The organism is Hymenobacter sp. HSC-4F20 (genome assembly GCF_019599275.1).
GTDB lineage: Bacteria > Bacteroidota > Bacteroidia > Cytophagales > Hymenobacteraceae > Hymenobacter.
This window is the reverse complement of the sequence record NZ_JAHZTD010000001.1, coordinates 1,540,363-1,554,320: the sequence shown is the minus strand read 5'-3', so window position 1 is coordinate 1,554,320 and position 13,958 is coordinate 1,540,363. Positions and strand designations below refer to the sequence as shown.

Annotated in this window: 11 protein-coding genes; 6 read left to right on the top strand and 5 right to left on the bottom strand. The window is 51.4% G+C overall.

All coding sequences use genetic code 11. The features are described from left to right. Nucleotides 1–108: 108 nt before the first annotated feature. Nucleotides 109–1,443: a glycosyltransferase family 4 protein gene (locus tag K3G63_RS06800; RefSeq protein ID WP_310794566.1), complete on the bottom strand. Its 1,335-nt coding sequence runs from the start codon at nt 1,441–1,443 to the stop codon at nt 109–111. A 177-nt stretch (nt 1,444–1,620) separates the two neighbouring features. Here K3G63_RS06800 and ffh point away from each other — a divergent pair, with 177 nt between their 5' ends. Next, on the top strand, nt 1,621–2,970 hold the full coding sequence (gene ffh / locus K3G63_RS06795) for a signal recognition particle protein (protein WP_220613301.1): 1,350 nt from the start codon (nt 1,621–1,623) through the stop codon (nt 2,968–2,970). Nucleotides 2,971–3,064: 94 nt separating this feature from the next. On the opposite strand, the gene K3G63_RS06790 is transcribed toward ffh, so the two are convergent. Together K3G63_RS06790 and K3G63_RS06785 are read right to left on the bottom strand one after the other, a co-directional pair. After that, nucleotides 3,065–5,728 (bottom strand): heparinase II/III family protein, encoded by a 2,664-nt coding sequence (locus K3G63_RS06790; protein WP_220613300.1) that lies wholly within the window; start codon nt 5,726–5,728, stop codon nt 3,065–3,067. Nucleotides 5,729–6,221: 493 nt separating this feature from the next. Then, a complete protein-coding gene (locus tag K3G63_RS06785) occupies nt 6,222–6,698 on the bottom strand; it encodes a nucleoside deaminase (protein ID WP_220613299.1) in 477 nt (158 codons plus the stop codon). A 548-nt stretch (nt 6,699–7,246) separates the two neighbouring features. On the opposite strand from K3G63_RS06785, the gene K3G63_RS06780 reads away from it, so the two are divergent. After that, a complete protein-coding gene (locus tag K3G63_RS06780) occupies nt 7,247–7,792 on the top strand; it encodes a hypothetical protein (RefSeq protein WP_220613298.1) in 546 nt (181 codons plus the stop codon). A gap of 158 nt (nt 7,793–7,950) precedes the next feature. Beyond that, entirely contained in the window at nt 7,951–8,562 is a 612-nt protein-coding gene (locus K3G63_RS06775) for a hypothetical protein (RefSeq protein ID WP_220613297.1), read from the top strand. A gap of 282 nt (nt 8,563–8,844) precedes the next feature. On the opposite strand, the gene K3G63_RS06770 is transcribed toward K3G63_RS06775, so the two are convergent. Both K3G63_RS06770 and K3G63_RS06765 read right to left on the bottom strand, forming a co-directional pair. After that, entirely contained in the window at nt 8,845–9,174 is a 330-nt protein-coding gene (locus K3G63_RS06770; protein ID WP_220613296.1) for a hypothetical protein, read from the bottom strand. A gap of 477 nt (nt 9,175–9,651) precedes the next feature. Then, nucleotides 9,652–10,494, bottom strand: coding sequence for a phage antirepressor KilAC domain-containing protein (locus K3G63_RS06765; RefSeq protein WP_220613295.1), 843 nt, complete (start codon nt 10,492–10,494; stop codon nt 9,652–9,654). A 1,110-nt stretch (nt 10,495–11,604) separates the two neighbouring features. Here K3G63_RS06765 and K3G63_RS06760 point away from each other — a divergent pair. From K3G63_RS06760 to K3G63_RS06750, 3 genes are all read left to right on the top strand, one after another. Beyond that, a complete protein-coding gene (locus tag K3G63_RS06760; protein WP_220613294.1) occupies nt 11,605–12,648 on the top strand; it encodes a replication initiation protein in 1,044 nt (347 codons plus the stop codon). After that, a complete protein-coding gene (locus K3G63_RS06755) occupies nt 12,635–12,997 on the top strand; it encodes a hypothetical protein (RefSeq protein ID WP_220613293.1) in 363 nt (120 codons plus the stop codon). Before K3G63_RS06760 ends, K3G63_RS06755 begins: the two co-directional genes overlap by 14 nt. Before the next feature lie 660 nt (nt 12,998–13,657). Next, a complete protein-coding gene (locus K3G63_RS06750) occupies nt 13,658–13,948 on the top strand; it encodes a hypothetical protein (RefSeq protein ID WP_220613292.1) in 291 nt (96 codons plus the stop codon). Nucleotides 13,949–13,958: the final 10 nt, after the last annotated feature.

The following is a 13,958-nucleotide window of genomic DNA, read 5'->3' as shown; positions in this document are numbered from 1 at the left end:
CCTTAGAGAGAGGTAGAGTAAATAGTACTGCAACGTCAGCACGCGAGATGCTTCGGCTGCGCCTCTGCATGACAGACGATTCACCTACCACCCTTCACTTCCGACCATTTACTTGTCACTTGTCACCTCTTCACCTACCCTCACCAACTTCGCCAGCCGCTCGGTAAGGGCGCGGCGGGAGTAGGCGGTGGCGCGGCCGGTGGACAGATCAAGGTTAGGGTTGGTGCGCCACTGCGCGGCCAGGGCTTCCAGGTGCGCCAGCATGGTTTCATAGTCGGCGTAGGGTAGGGCCTGGCCCGCGCCGCACTCGCGCAGCAGCAGGTCGGCGTCGGAGCCGGCAGGGCCCACGCATAGGATGGGCTTGTCGGCGGCCAAGTACTCGAACACCTTGCCCGGTAGAATACCCAGGTTGTTGGCCACGTCGGGAATGGCCATTAGCAGCACCGTGCTCCGCAGCAGGTAGCCCACCGACTCGTCGTGCGGCACGAAGGGAATAAACTCCGTCTGTTCACCAAGCCCCGCCGCCACTACCTGCTGCCGTACTCCGTCGGATACTTTCCCCACGAAGCGCAGGCGCAATGGCACCTCAGGGTGGCGGCGGGCGCACTCGGCGCAGGCGGCCAGCAACTGCTCAATGTGGTAGGTTTCGGAGATGGTGCCGGTGTGAGTGATGAGCAATGCATCCGGGGGCGGCGTGCTTACTGCCCGGAAATCATCTTCATCGTAGCCGTTGGGGACTACCTGAATTTTGTCGGCCGCAATTTGCTCTGATTTGCCCAGGAATAGCCGTTTGGTGTGGGGGCTGGTCACCAGTACGGCGTCGGCCTGCTCCAGCACCTGGCGCTCGTAACGGGCATCGAGCCAACGGGCCAGGGGGGTGTGGTTCAGTTCTTTATAGTAGTAAATATCGGTCCAGGGGTCGCGCATGTCGGCCAGCCAGCGCAGGCCGAAGCGGCGTTTTAGCTCCAGGCCTATCAGTTGGGTAGAGTGGGGTGGGGAAGAAGTCAGCACGGCGTCGAACTCCTCGCCGGCCGCTAGTAAATCGGCCACGGCCCGGAGGGCGTAGCGGTTCCAGCCGCGGCGGGCATCGGGAATGAACAGGTTGCCGCGCACGAACTTGAACAGGCGCTGCGCGAGGCTGGTTTTGCTTTCGCCCACGAAGCCGCCGTAGGGAACTTGCTTGCCGGTCAGGCGTTTATAACTGTCGAAGGGCTCGAAGGTGCTCGTGCGAATCACGCGCACCTGCGGCGGCACGTCGGCAGCGAGCGAGTGGTCGAGCACGGGGTAGGCTCCCTGGCTGGGGTCTACGGTAATGACCGTCGGCTCAACCCCGAACTGGGGCAGGTGCTTCACAAACTTCAGGCTGCGCTGCACGCCAGCCCCGCCGGAAGGCGGCCAGTAGTACGTTAGAACAAGCAGGCGAAGCGGGCGAGCAGCAGACACGGGCACAAAGAGAGGGTAGCAAGGAAACCGCGAAGGTAAGCACCTGCGGCCTTTCGGGGTTTTCTGGTTACTTTTGGAGGCTGAACCACCGACGCCTCCCGGCATTCCGGTGCCGCGCTTACGCAGCACGAGTATACTTCAGCCAAATCAGGAAAATCTGCGCAAATCTGCGACTCCATGTTCGATAACCTTAGTACCAAACTAGACCGCGCCTTTAAAACCCTTAAGGGCCAGGGTAGTATCACCGAAATCAACGTTGCCGCCACCGTAAAGGAAATCCGTCGGGCCCTCGTGGACGCCGACGTGAACTACAAGGTGGCCAAAGAGGTAACCGACAAAATCAAGGACGAGGCCATGGGCCGCGACGTGCTCATCAGCGTGTCGCCGGGCCAGCTGATGACCAAAATCGTCTACGATGAGCTGACCCAGCTCATGGGCGGCGAAAAGCAGGACATCGTTATCAAAGGCGAGCCGGCCGTGGTGCTGCTCTCGGGCCTGCAGGGCTCGGGCAAGACCACGTTTGCCGGTAAGCTGGCCAGCTACATCAAGAAGCAAGGCCGCAACGTGCTGCTGGTGGCTTGCGACGTGTACCGCCCCGCCGCTATCGACCAGCTGAAAGTGCTGGGCGAGCAGATTGGCGTGGAAGTGTACTCGGAGCCGGAAAACAAAAACCCGGTGGAGATTTCGCAGAACGCCATTGATTTTGCCCGCAAGAACAACAAGAAGGTAGTCATCATTGACACCGCCGGCCGCTTGGCCGTGGACGAGCAGATGATGAAAGAGATTGAGGCCGTAAAGCGCGCCATCAATCCTTCGGAAACGCTGTTCGTGGTGGACTCCATGACGGGTCAGGACGCCGTAAACACGGCCAAGACCTTCAACGACCGCCTGAACTTTGACGGGGTAGTACTCACCAAGCTCGACGGTGACTCGCGCGGTGGTGCGGCCCTCTCCATCCGGGCCGTGGTGGAGAAGCCCATCAAGTTCATCTCGACGGGTGAGAAGATGGAAGCCCTCGATCTGTTCTACCCCGACCGGATGGCCCAGCGTATTCTGGGCATGGGCGACGTGATTTCGCTGGTAGAGCGCGCCCAGCAACAGTTCGACGAGGAAGAGGCCAAGCGCATCAACCAGAAGATCCGCAAAAACCAGTTCAACTTCGACGACTTCCTCTCCCAGCTGGAGCAGATCAAGAAGATGGGCAACCTGAAGGATCTGGTAGGCATGATTCCCGGCATGGGCAAGGCCCTGAAGGACGTGGAAATCGACGATGATGCCTTCAAGCCGATTGAGGCCATCATCAAGAGCATGACCCCGCAGGAGCGGGCCCAGCCCGAGCTGCTAAACGGCTCGCGCCGCCGCCGCCTGGCCAAAGGGTCCGGCACCGACATCCAGCAGGTAAACAACCTGATGAAGCAGTTCGAGGACATGCGCAAAGTGATGCGCACCATGAACAAGATGAGCCAGACCAAAGGTGGTATGCAGCAAATGGCCCGCATGATGGGCATGAAAGGTCCCCTGCGCTAAGCGACTAAAAGCTACGTAGCCTTTAAAAGCCAAAAAAGCCCGAACGCTAGAGCGTTCGGGCTTTTTTGGCTTTGGCGTAGTATAAACGTCAACCCTACCTTTCAATCAACACTTTGACCGGGGTGGCTACCATCTGGCCGGTTGAATTCAGGGCCCGGAGATAATACAGACCCGGCACTAAATTCTGCACATTGAGCTGGGTTTGCTGCTGAAACTGTTCCCGCAACACTACCCGCCCGTTGCGGTCCAGCACCTGCAAGTCGATGCGCTGCTGTGGATCGGGGTAGGAAACCGTCAGAAAGTCGCGGGCCGGCACGGGGGCGGCCGTTAGCATGACGGCCGTAGCTGCGGCGGCTACCTGCACCACAGCGGAGTACTGCACCGAGCCATCTAAGTCCTGCTGCTGCAGGCGGTAGTAGCTTTGGCCGGTAGCGGCAGCAGCATCGGTGAAGTGGTAGGTAGTAGCCTGGGCGCTGGTGCCCCGGCCCGACACAAACCCGATATCTTGGAAGGTGCGGCCGCCGTCGAGGCTACGCTGCACTGAAAAGCCGCGGTTCTGCAGCTCCGTAGCAGTGTGCCAGGCAAGGGCTACGGAAGAAGGGGTAGCACGCTGGGCGGAAAAATCCGTCAGCACCACCGGCAGCGGCCGGTTAGCTACCTGCACCTCAAACGCCGACGCCTGGGTCAGCTCAATGCGCAGCTGGCCGGTAGCCGCATCGAAGGTGGTGTGGGCCACGCCCGGACCCGTCACCGTGACGGCGGCCGAGGACACGGGCAGGGTGAGCGTAGTAGCCCGGCTCACGTAGCCGGCAAACCCCGTGGCGCCCACCCGCTGCCAGCTGATAGTGGCCCGGCGCGACGACGCCAGCACCAGCTCCGTGCCGTAGCGAAGCTGCGTGCCCTGGTCCAGAAAGGCCTGCACGGGCACATCCACGTCATTTACCGATAAAAAAGTCAGCAGAGCATCGGAGCTGAGCCCGCGCCGCAGGCTGGGGCTGGAAGTCAGTACGGTATCCGTTTGGGTGAATGCAGCATCCTGGTAGCCATCGGCGGTGGCGGCCAGGGCAGCGGTAGTAGCCGTGCTGGTGGTGGTTATCTGGGCAGGGGTAGCGGCCAGTTCCGAGGGGTAGAGCGCGGCCAGAAACTGTGTCTGGGCGGCCCCGGCTTGTTCTACCCGGAGGGTGGTGTGGTTTTCAGTGGTGTTATAGGTCAGCTCGTGCGCACTGGTGGTTGTGCTGTAGGTGGCACCCGCGCCGGGAGTGGCTACGTGCGTGGTCAATCGGGCTCCGTTTTTCTCCCAGGTTCCTTCGTGCTGGAGCAGGGCCCCGTGAAACAGTCCCGTTTGAGAAGTACCCCCAGCCAAGCCGTAGCCGTGCAGCTGCCAGGTGTAGCGCCGGGGCCCCGCAGATTGCACGAAGTCGGCCAGCAGGTAGTAGCGGCCCCGCACGAACAGCGCCTTGCGAGTAACGGTAGCATTCTGGTAGGTAGTGCGGGCTTCGCCAAAGGCCAGCCCGGCTGCCTCGAAGGCGCGAGGTAAGGAAGCCGCCGCTTCGTTCGCAGCTCCTGCGTTACCAATTGCCGGCCCAGCTCCGTCAACCAGCACCATATTATGGTTAGCCGCTTGCCCTACCTCGCCCCGGCGGTTGTAGCTGAGGTAACCGGCATCCAGGGCCAGCAGTTGCCCGTAGGCGTGCAGAATAAAGCTGGTGGCATCGGCTTGGTTATGGCCACCCGAGTTGGTTTGTGCCGCTCCGCCCTTACCGTAAAGGTGCAGGTAGGTAGCGGTTGAATCAGGACCGGATTGCAGGATAAGGTTGCCGCTGTGGGCCAAGTGGGTAAGCTTTGGGCGAGACCGGGGGGTAGGCGTTAGCTGGGCGGCAAGGTAAGCGGCCCGCATGTCAACGGTTACATCGCGCAGCTGAGCCGTAAGCGAGTTCAACTGGCCCGGCGCTAAGCGCTGCACGTGTAGCGGCACCACGTACTGGCTTTTGCCCGTAAGGGCCAGCTCCGGCATACCCATGTCTACGTACGAATCTTCGAGGGCCGGAAAACGGCCGTCGGGCATCATAATGGCCGTTATCCAGTCGTAGAGCCGGTCGTAGCGCGGGTCATAGAAAGGGTTACGAATGCTGCGGGTAGTGCCGTTGTAGGAGCAGGAAAAGCTAGCGTCCGGCGCAAAGTTGCCCAAGGCCCGAAAAAACGGCAGGCAGTTGAGAAACGCATACTTAAAGTAGTATGGGCCTTCGGCGTAACCGGCCACCGCAGTCGGGTCCGACTGCCGCTGAGCGTCTTCCCAAAGCACATTATCGATGTGGTACAGCCCGGCGTTGATCCAGTTAACCGGCTGCTGATTGAGGTCGGTACTGGTAACATCGTTGAGCACCACGGCCGCCATGCCCAGGGCGGCGGCTGTCATCAGAGTGTGGTTATTCTTGACCTGGCGATAGAAATACACGCCCAGAAACGGACGGTTCGACTCGCGGTACAGATTGCCGGCGAACTGCTGGAGCCGGGTTTTACTAGCGGCTAGCGCAATTTCTGGCACTCCCGCACCCCGTAGCAAATCGTAGGCAATCATGTAGTCAATTACCTCTTTAGAACGCCATTGCCATTCGGTGTAGGTGGCGCCCGAAAAGCTAGTAAATGCCTCCACCGCCGGATTAAGGCTTTCCAGCACTTGTACCACTTGCTGCTGGTAAGTACTACGTTCCTGCGGCGACAGGCTACTCAGGGAGGCGCCGGCCGGCTTGCGGTCCATTACTAGCACAAAGGCAGCGTTTTTGGCAAACGTGGCCCGTGCCCGCCGCCCATCACTTGAGGTATTTTCGCTGGCTGGGCCTGCCAAAATACTAGTATAGACGCCGCTATAAAGGCCCAAGTTGGCCGGTTGAGCTAGAAAGTCGCGCCCCGATGGGAGAGCGGCGGCTGTAAGTAAAGTGCGAGGATAAGAGAACGTGGCGCCCGCCGGATTCCAACTGCCCGTTTGGCCCTTAACAGAAAAGACAGCGAACCAAAGAGAAAGAAGAAGTAAAAGTTCTTTTTTCAAAATGTAATATTGTTTTTGTTATAAAATTATAGGGCCCTGTATGGCATTGTGCTGGTTTAATACTTTGTGTATGAAAATAGTTTCATCCAATTTCATGGCTTGAAATGGCCAGTAAAAAGCCAAAAAATAAAAACCCGTCCTATTCCAATAATAGGACGGGTGAATCTCCAAAAGAGAAAGCTGGAATAATATACCTAAATAAAGTTTAATAGTCGGTTCGGGCTTCCTGCTGCTCCCAGGCCCGGAAGCCTGCCGCTGCTTCGTCACGAAGAAGTTCCACCATTGGGATATGGCGCGCCCTCAATGGTTTTTCCAGTTCTTCGTAAATAAACTGATCATCGAAGCCAATAGCTGCGGCATCCTGCTTGGTGTTGCCGTAATACACACGGCGCGGCCGGGCCCAATAAATAGCGCCTAGGCACATGGGACAAGGCTCGCAACTGGTGTATAAGTCACACCCATCAAGTTGAAACGTGCCTAGCGCGGCGCAGGCTTTGCGAATAGCATCAACTTCGGCGTGACAGGTTGGATCGTGGGTGCTGGTTACTTGGTTGAAGCCGCGGGCAATAATCTGTCCGTCCTTTACAACTACAGCCCCAAACGGGCCGCCATAGCCAGCCTGCATTTTTTCGATTGACAGGCGAATTGCTTCGCGCATGAATTCGGGGTTAGGTGCTTCCATACGGTAGGGGGTAGAGGAAAAAAGAATGAAGCCGGCTTTCCGGGCAAAAACTGCGCAAAATACGGCTTCGTGAGTGCTTTACCGTGGAGGCAGGCGAGTAGACGCAAGTGGCGCGCTGCCTCTGAAAGGTAGAGAGCTGACGAATAACAGGTTAAGAAATTTTTTCAAGCCGGTGCAACCTTTATTCCTTTGCCTCGACTCTATTTCGTGTAGACACTATGAATACTGTTCATCGGTAGGGTAGCGGATTCGGAACAGAAAAGTCTGGCCCGATATTTGATTATCCAGAATCGAAAGAATAGTTTTTTAGGTGTTTTGGTTGTGGAAAAGGGGGCGGCTACTAGTCGCCCTTTTTTTATATTGCTTAAACGAGTTAGAAATGCTGCTTTTGTAGTTAATAAGGCCATTAGTGGGTACAAGTCTGTACCACTATTTCGAGTAACTCTGTACCACTCTACCCTGAAAGTGGGTACAGACTTTTTACTAAGTGGTACAGAGTAGATACTTAGAAAGTTGCTTGTACTAAGACCAACATCCATCTTTGTAGGATGTCTACTAAAGAGATATTCGACTACGTTATCAAATATTGGGCACAGATAATTGCTTTATCTGGTATCCCTCTGGCGCTACTGAAAATTCTTCTTGATAGGAAAAGCAAACGCGATGAACTGCGCTACGGTGGCTTAGTCTCTATCCGGAACGGCGAAATCAAAAGTTACTCACAAGCTGTGGGCGTACTCTTCGCCAGAGTGAATGTTCTTACCGTCGTTATCAATAATGACCCCGAGGAGCTGAAGCGGTTGTTGAACGGCTTGCTGGCTGTTCAGGAAGAACTGATGAAATCGTACGTTACTCTAGGTTTCCTGCTGCCCCAAAAGGACAAAGACGGCCTCGAAGCGTTTAATAGGACTATACTAAATATTTCTATGGAGTACGTCCAACTTATAAGCGGTTACCTCAACAATCGAATCACGTTAGCAGTGCTTGATTCTTCGTTACGTCAGCTCAAACCGAAAATGGAGAAAGCAGCTAAAGAGATAGATAACTCTTCTCCATTCGTTGAAAAGATGGTAAGAAAGCATCTAGGTATCTAGATTTTCCGGATGCAGAGAAAGAGCAATTGAATTATAGCAAAAATTAATTATATTATTAACTGAGACTGGCGCTTGAGTGCCTGTTTCACAGTGCGTTGTGGAATATATCCTAATCGTTAAAACCTGATGACATGCGCTTCCTAATGCTAATGCTAGCCATGCTGTTGTCCTCCTTCGTTCGCGAGGAGCCAGCCTTTCCTGTATTCAAAGTAGAAAGCAATATGGATGAAGGCCAGTATAACAACAGCCAAATTCATCCTATGAATAACCCAGTAGATAGGAAGAAACGAATGGAATTGATAGTTAAGGCCTTTGAAAGTGTCATGAATGATAAGGACTTTCAGAAAGAGTTACTCCAGCAAAAGTTCGTTTATGATGTTGATGACGACCCGAACAAAAAACTAACAACAGCAGAGGTAGCCGAGAAAATTTACGCCGCCGTGGAGAGTTATACCAAGGAGGGCTACGAACCCAAAGTTGATAATACAGCGAACATTTACTGGGATATTAAGAGAAGACCCCATAGGCCGGACGGAGACCATGCTACTTTAGGGTATGGTTTTTCAGGAGGCTATACTATCTATACATATTCATGGTACTTCAGAGGTAAGGACATAGATGAGCGGGTTGGGCATCTAGCACATGAATGGTCTCATAAGTTAGGGTTCAGACATCGCTCAGATTTTCACAAAACACGAGACGAAACTGTACCGTACGCTTTCGGGTATCTAGTCAGAAAACATGCTAAAAAGTACCTGCCTGAGGAGTAACCATCCTAACGGGTGAGGTTTAGCACAGATAGTAAGCGAATTGAAGGCTGCTGCACACAGAGTTTAAGGAACTAGTCCAGTAGGTTGACGACGATGCAACCTGAACTGGACATGTAGATGCAAAACTCATTGAAATGGTCGCATACGAATGTGACTGCCTGGAAGCTTCCTGCTTGCTGATAGAATATTTCCAGCAGCTCGGCCAAGTTGCTTTCTGCGTGATGGACTAGATGTATGCTCTGCTGTAGTACTGGGGGAATGTGAGCAAATATCCTATCCATGCTAGGCAGCATCTAAGGATAAAGCCTTGAGGCGTAGTAAATCCTCTTTTCGCACATTAAGTGCTAAGCATTCGCCGTTGCCGCCTTGAAGCTCGATGTCGTGGAAAAGCTGTTCTGGCTCGATATTCCAGATTTTAGCAATCATCATGAATTGAGCATCGTTTATCAACTCAAAAATTCTATTTTTCTGGGTAACCCTATTTAAGCTGGCGAATACAAGTGAACCACGGATATAACCTAGTCGAACCACCTTTAATCTTTTAAGTCTTGAGAGAAGGAGATTCAGAAACTCCTTGTTGTTCAAGAGTTGGTTGGTTATCATGTTTTCCATTTTCGTGTTTTTTGGTGGTGGTATTTTAGAGCGGTACAAATGAAACAATGTTGATTAATAAATCGACACTACGAAGGTATTGTGCTTCTTTTGCGTTTGTCAATGCCTAGTGTTGTCTTCGATGAAACTAACAACTTGGGGCGCAGCCGCTTTTTATTTGTTATCTGTGTGTAAATCTTCGTTTGCAAGTAATGTAGTAGTAAATTATTTGTTATCTTCGAATGCATTACTGCAGCATTCTTTGTAAGATATGTGCGCTGATTATTAGAACATTTATATTCGCTCGTTATTATTGACCAATGCGAGTGCGATTTTTAACAATTCGGCGTTTATTTCTATCAATTTATTCGTATTGCCTTGCGACTGCTCCAGCAGCGTTTCCCCTTTATTATTCATATCAAACTCATTTTTAATGAGTTAGTGTATTAAGATATTCCCACCAGCAGGAATTGTTACCTGCTGGCTATTTGGGAATTATTACAGTATGCATCGCAGTTTGGCGCGGTTAACGATAAATTCCTGACCTTTTGTGTTTACCAATACCTCGTACGAAGTACGTGGAATACCATTTCTATCCTCGACAGTGTGTGGAGTCACCTTGAAGTATTCGATATAGTTGGAGTAAGGATAGTTCTGCTTGCTGCCTTTGTCTTTCATCAGTATCTGTTCGTCACGCAGGAACTTCAGCATCTTATTCTTGCCAAATTTTGGATTTGCAATGTTCTTCGCTAGCGTCTCGAAGTCCACGTGTTCGTTCGCAGCGATGAATAGATTATACTTGTCCAGTTTTGGCTGAGCCTCCTGAATTGTCGTTTCCAGTACTTCTACTTTTTCTGCACTGGCAGTTAGCAGGAGTTGTTTTTGCTCTACCTGGAGCTGTAGTTGCTCTTTCTCCTCTTCTGCTGCCACCAGCGCCAGCAAGGCTTGCTTATAGTTGCCTGGCAGTGCTGTTTGCGCCTGTACCTGCTGGCGGCACTGGCGGTACACCTCGAAAACGTCGCGGTTGCTACGTACTACGAAGTATTCCAAGCAGGAGACAGTTAACTCAAATACCTCCTCTGTTGTACCGCCAATTCCTCGTTCAACAAGTTGGTGGAACGACTGATAATCAACTCCTTCTATGAAATTCTTGCGTAGTGCTCTAACTGCACTACTCTTTGCTGTGTAGCCGATACGCCACACATGGTCCAGGTTTACCACGAATTGTTCGCCTGTTTGCTCAGCCTGGAAAACGCTGGCGAAGTAGTTCTTTATTTTGCTGCTCTCAGCAGTGGTGCCATTCGCTAAGGTTAGCGTGGTTTCTGTTGTTAGGTTACTCATATTCGTACTCGTTGTCTGCGTTCACGTTCGTATTAGAGCGCAGAAGGGGTTATTTTGCTGCTCGTGGTTTGAGCATTCTATCCAAACTTGCCTTCAGATAGAGGTACTTATTTTTAAGCTGGAAGAATCTGGGCTGGTTTATTTCCATAAACCGCTGATAAGAGTAAGTACTGATTTCGTAATGTTCTACGATTTCGTCTTTGCTCATTACCCGATGACCGTTTATGTATGTCTCGATTTCCAGTTTGTCATCTGGTTTGTTCTCTGGTGTTTGTCTTACCATATCATTTGTTTTTACTATCTGTATTAAATAGTGCTGCCTGGAAAAAAAGCAGGAGTTGCCTGCTCGATTTCAAAAATATTTTCAATGGCCCCAGGCCGGACTACTTGGTTTAGCTGGCGGACAGTCATGTTCGCTGCTGACCAAAAATACGGTCGCAAAACCTGCTGGATAAGTTAATTTTAGCTTTCCTAGAAAATAGTTTGCGTGTATATCTCGCGCCTGATTATTTATCGTGGAGTAGTAATGTTCGTCGGAATAGTAACTCCGAGAAAAAGAAAAAGCCCGCCTGGAGAGGCGGGCCTTACCTGATTTACACGGCTAAGCTAAAATAACACAAGAGGTAACACAAGAACGAGGAGTAACCTGACCAAAAATACGGTCGCCACTACATACAGCGAAAATGAAAATCGGGGCGAGCCCGAAAATAACTTGAATAATGTACCTGCATGAGTTGCGTACCCAGCGTCGGTTCCAGGGTTGAAGAGGAGGGTAGGAGCCTAACCAGCTCCAAGATTTTCAAACCAAAAAAGACGAAACCCTTTTCGGTTTTCTGAGAGTTTTCTATTCTTCTCTTTTCGAGGCGTTGTAACTATCTGATTGTTAGTAGATAATGTGGTGTAAAAGTGATAAAAGTACAGTGGTAGTATGATAAAAGTACAGTCGGACAGTGATAAGAGTACAGTGAGCTATGATAACAGTACAGTCCAGCAGTGATAAAAGTACAGTCACTGTGATAAGAGTACAGTAAAACATGATAAAATAAAACACAATTATCATAGTTTACGTAAAAGCTTTATCTTTACATCGTACTTGTCCGACATGCGCTTATGAAAGCTGAACTAACACCTGGCAACCCAATTCTTTTCCAGCACAACCACTTAGTCCGCACCAACATGCGAATGGGGGAGTTGGAGGCCAGAATCTTCTTTCTGGCGCTGCGTTGCGTACATCAGTCTCAGGAGGAATTGCCAGCTATTAAGATTAAGCTGACGGACATCGTACCATCGTGGGGTGCCAAGAGCTACGACCTCATCAGGGCAGCTCTGCGGGCACTCTACGATAAAGACTTGCTGTTGCGCAGGGTCGATACAAAAGGCAAGCAAGCAGAGTACAGGACGCGCCTAATAACGTCGATGGGAATTGATGAGGGCACGGGCTACGTGACCGGCACGTTCGCACCAGAAATTAAACCCTACCTACTCCAGCTTACCAAAAAAGCAGGTGGTACGGGGCAGTTCACGAGTGCGGAAACGATGAAGGTTCTGGGCCTGAATAACCATCACGCGCAACGTTTGTACTGGCTAATCAAAAGCTGGGAATCGGAGGGGGAGAAGCAATACAGCCTAGACGAGCTGCAAGCCTACCTCTTTGAAGGTGATAGCCCGTACCCCAAATGGGCGGATTTCAACCGGTTTGTGTTAAAGAATGTGGAAGCTGGCTTTAAAAAGATAGGCTACAATGTTGTAATGACACCTCGCAAGACTGGCAAGAAGGTCACAGCGGTGCATTTTAGCATCCCTGAAGCCTCGAAGAATGTAGAGGTGGCTCCTGTGGTTCGACCGACTGCTGAGTCGCGTAGTGAGGCTGTATTGGCACTAACGGACAACTTCTCGAAGCTCTGGCAGGTGCTAGAAACTAAGTGGGGTCTAGCGAAGTGGCAAGTGTCGATTATGCGCGAAATCGTAGGCGATAATGACATCAAGTACGACAAAGTTCGCGCAGTCTTGAGCATGGTGAATGGAGACAAAACAAAGGCTACGGGGCCAATTGCGGCCTATGTGTGGACATGTCTGAAGAAAGAATTTCCCAGCATTGCTACCTTGCACCAATCCCGATACCCAGCCAAATCAGAAGACAATGGAGCCAACTAAACCAATCACAAGAGAGGAATTTGCCTCGCTGTTGGAGCGGTTAAAGTCTGAGCGGCCTAACGACACTGTTTATATCTACAGCGATGTGGCTAAGAACCAGTTTGCGCTTCTAAACGCGGACAAGGAAGCCGTAGTGCTGTTGGATTACGATACGGCTGTTTTCTACACCTTGGCCTACCAAGTGGAGATTGTAAGCCTAGAAGACACGGCTTACACATTCATACTCAGCCTCGCGGCGCTGGATGATACGAGCGGTATCGCAGAGGCTACATTCGCTATGGATATGATGAAGCTAATCGTAGTTGGGCCGGGACCTAAGCATAAGAAGGGTAAAGGCAAGAAGAAATAACGCATGTCAGATACAGAGGAAGTTGATATAATAATGCTTTTAGCGGAAGTCACGAAAGCTACACGTAAACTGGTAGAGCTAAGGGAACTGGGGGTGAAACACCTAATACTGGGTACCGTGACTAAGCAGCTTGTGTATGTAACAGAGCAAGGGATTACCAATACTGAAGTCTCTTCGGAAGTTGTAGCCTACTTACTAAGTGTGGGCTATGAGTGGGGTGATTGGCCCAAATTGGAGACTCTTATAAAGATACTGAAGGCTTACAAAGAACCACAAACCCCGGCTTCTCCCTGAAGTCAGGGTTTTTTCATGCTCGGCAATGAATGTTGAAAACTTCGGGGGGCATGTTGATTGCTTCGGTTCTGGGCCTAGGTAACTTGGTACTTCACTCCAACACCATACTATGGCACGATTTATTAAGCTCCCTAGCGGAAATCTACTTAACCTGTCACAAATCGCGCAGGTTGCTACAAGTGATGCACCCAAGGAGGGTTTCGGCTACACTACAGAGTTCCCCCAGTGGCAGCTCTTATATGGAGATGATACGGTGGCTATTCTCACTATAACTCTACTGGATGGCTCAAGGATTAACGTTTCTTTTGTGACCATAGAGGAGCGTGATAGCAGCTTTCGGGAACTAGATAACATGTTGAGGGTGGCTTGGAAGTTGTGTTCCCAAGCTTAGCCCTAAACGTCGGTAAAATCGAAGTGCTTCACTTTAGCTGGCAAAAGGGGGAGTGGGTGAGCTACGAATTGGTAGCAAGTATCAAAGTAGAGGGGGCTGCACCATACGAGATAGGTGTTACCAACGACATGATGGAGCAAGCAAAAGCACTGGCTTCACGTTTCGAAGTTAATATCCCGGAGAAACCAAAAACGGGAGCTGAACTTGCTAGGGAATTGAGAGCGAATAGAAACAAGGCTAATCCAGAAGATTATATAACCAAATAGCCTAAAGGGG